Raw genomic sequence first — 2,813 nt, 5'->3', positions numbered from 1 at the left:
GAGACCTCCAAATAGATGTTTTGTCCTTTTTTAGCTGGCCAGCTTAGGACACATTCATCTTATCAAGAGGTCTTTTTTCGTTCAAACCTCATTTTCAGTTATTACAGGAATGCTGCCCCTTTAGTTCATTAAGGAAAACCAAAATCAAGTATTGATTACGGTTTATCATTTTGATAAACGGTACGACTTTATTTTAAAACTACAATTATGAGTTAAAGCGAGTTTCTAGCAAAAATAAAGAATAAAAAAACCCCGTTTTTTAAAAAACGGGGTTTTCTTTACTTTAAGGTCCAAAAAACAATTGCGGAAGCATAGTCCATAAGGAGAACCACAACAAAAAGATGGTTATTCCTGCCCAGTAAAAGGAGCTAACACCCTTTCGTTCCATAATAAACGAAACTACCAATAAACCTATTATAATAACAGGGAATAAGAGATTTGCCCCTTTGGCGATATGAAAAACCTGTACTCCAATGATTATAAGTCCTGCTAAGATGTTGAACAAAAACGATTTTTTCAAATCCCCACCCTTTCTAATTTCAATCCAATTATACATTAATACTCCATATTATCCCATTTTCCCTGTTTATCATTTTTTTACTTATACAACTATCCTGCCCCGATAGTTCCATAAGAAAAAGCTGCCTTAAAGACAGCTCCGATCTTCAGCTAACGCACCCGTTACTTTAAGTAGATTATTTCACAATCATAGTAAGTTCCACAGAAAAAGGCATAAATCCTTCCTGCTGAATCAATGCCTTCACTTTTTGAAATTAACTTTACTATTATTTTTTTTAGTTAACATATAGCTTTGTTTTATCATTTCGTAAATGTCTTCCTTTGGAACAGTACCGTCAAGAATTATCGAATTCCAATGGTCCTTATTAAGATGAAATGCCGGAACTACCGAATGGTAAATCTGACGCCAATAATCTAAAAAACCGGGTTCACATTTCACATTAATCCAAATATGGCCATCTTTTTCAAATATCCACGCAAACACTTTCTTGTTATCTATATGTCGCATTAACGTCCAATTCTTATCACGAAATGGATAATCTTCATATGTATTACCCATTCCCAAACAGTAACCGATAGCTCCCTCTCTATTTTTCATTGTTAACCTCTTCTCTAACATAATAACTTGCTAGTTTTTTAATAAAGCTGCATCCTTAATTATAACCCCTGGACGCTTTATTACACTAACCTGCCCCGTTAGCTGCATAAGAAAAAGAGCTGCCAAAGCAACTCCCTTATTGAAGTAAAGCACCTGTTAACGCAAAGTAGCTTGCTTCATTTTACTAAATTTCCCCTGTTGCATAGCTTAATCAGCCTCAACATCTTTTTCACCTAAATTTTGGACAAATCTTAATAGATAACCATCAGGGTCCATAATTAAAAATTCCTTTTGTCACTTTAATTTAGTTTCAGCTCTATACCAATTCTCCTGAATATCAAATTTAATTGGATACTCGTTCTTTTTCAAACTATCATATAGTAGATCAATATCATTTATGACGATTTGAAAATTAATTCCTCTTCCGTACGGATAAGATAACTCCCCAGTATTCCAATGACCATTTACTTCTTCAATCATAATCTGGCAGCCATTTAAAGACAGGAAAGCAAACTTATCCTCTGGTCGTTGATATTCAATTTTAAACAGGAGAATTTCCTAATAGAAATATAAACTTTGCTCCATATCTGAAACTGAGAGCTCTGGTATTAATGCATTGAGTTTGTGCAAATATGCTTCCCCCACTTAATTTATTGATTGTAATATTATAACACTCACTTACTATTAATTCTTCTTCCACTAAACTGCCCCGTTAGTGCCATAAGAGAAAACTGTTAGTTAAAGAACGTTTATTTCTTATCTCTAATTTCTTCTAAAATTTCTATTACACGATTGTTTTGTTTTTCTATATTCTTTAATCTTTTTTCAATAATACTTGATGAAAAAAATACAATAAGTATAAGAGCTATTCCAATAAACAATTCCATATTTCCCCTCCGGTGAATTCAGTTTATGTTTAAGAGTATAACTTTACTATCCTATATTTTCCAGATCTGTTATGCAACTATCCTGCCCCTATAGTTGCATATGAAAAGGAGCTGCTGATAGCTCCTGATAATGATGAAGTAAAGCACCCGTTAGTTCTATAAGGGGTAGCATCAGGAAATGGTATAGATTAACGATTAAGTAAACTGAAAGAATAAAAGTTTTTGAGATTCATTAAAAATATTCTTGTTTAAGTCACAAAACTGAAGGTTTCACTGAGTTTAAACTTTCAGATGTAAACTCAGTGGCAATAGATACTATGGAACTACCAAGCTAAATATTTGAATAATCTGAAAACTCTAAGTATAATAAAAAAAAGGTCAAGGAGTTGGTTTCCTATGGAAAGGAATTTGGTTAATACGACACCACAATCTGAAGTAAGCGCCAAGGTTTCTGAATTTGCTGAAATGGTGTTAAACAACGCCCTTCGTAATTTCCGAAAAGAGCAAATCCGAAAAGAGATTGACCAGTCATTACAGGACCGAAACAAAGAAGAATTTCTACGATTAACTGGGGAATTGAAAAATATTTCTTAAAATATTGTATTATATATCAAGATGATTTTGAAATGAACTTAACATAACCATTGATTATCGGCATTGAAAAAGGATCTTCAAACGAAGATCCTTCAGTTTGTAGACAAAAGGGGTTCGGAATTAAAAAATTCTGAACCCCTTTTGAAATTCCCTTTGAATTTTCGCCTAAAGTTAAGAGATTGGGGCTCTACGAGCCCACTATGTTAGGCCATTTT

3 protein-coding genes are annotated in these 2,813 nt (G+C 33.3%); 1 reads left to right on the top strand and 2 read right to left on the bottom strand.

The window, feature by feature from the left end; all coding sequences use genetic code 11:
• Window positions 1–760 precede the first annotated feature (760 nt).
• Together Q8G36_RS28390 and Q8G36_RS28385 are read right to left on the bottom strand one after the other, a co-directional pair.
• Complete coding sequence (locus Q8G36_RS28390; protein ID WP_148359134.1) at window positions 761–1,117, bottom strand: MmcQ/YjbR family DNA-binding protein; 357 nt, start codon at window positions 1,115–1,117, stop codon at window positions 761–763.
• Window positions 1,118–1,866: 749 nt separating this feature from the next.
• Complete coding sequence (locus tag Q8G36_RS28385) at window positions 1,867–2,004, bottom strand: hypothetical protein (RefSeq protein ID WP_187049253.1); 138 nt, start codon at window positions 2,002–2,004, stop codon at window positions 1,867–1,869.
• 396 nt (window positions 2,005–2,400) lie between these two features.
• On the opposite strand from Q8G36_RS28385, the gene Q8G36_RS28380 reads away from it, so the two are divergent.
• Entirely contained in the window at window positions 2,401–2,598 is a 198-nt protein-coding gene (locus Q8G36_RS28380; protein WP_305163123.1) for an IDEAL domain-containing protein, read from the top strand.
• The last annotated feature ends 215 nt before the right edge of the window (window positions 2,599–2,813 follow it).

It is taken from the genome of Peribacillus frigoritolerans (assembly GCF_030676415.1).
GTDB classification, from domain to species: domain Bacteria; phylum Bacillota; class Bacilli; order Bacillales; family DSM-1321; genus Peribacillus; species Peribacillus frigoritolerans_A.
This window is presented reverse-complemented; position numbering and strand designations above follow the sequence as displayed.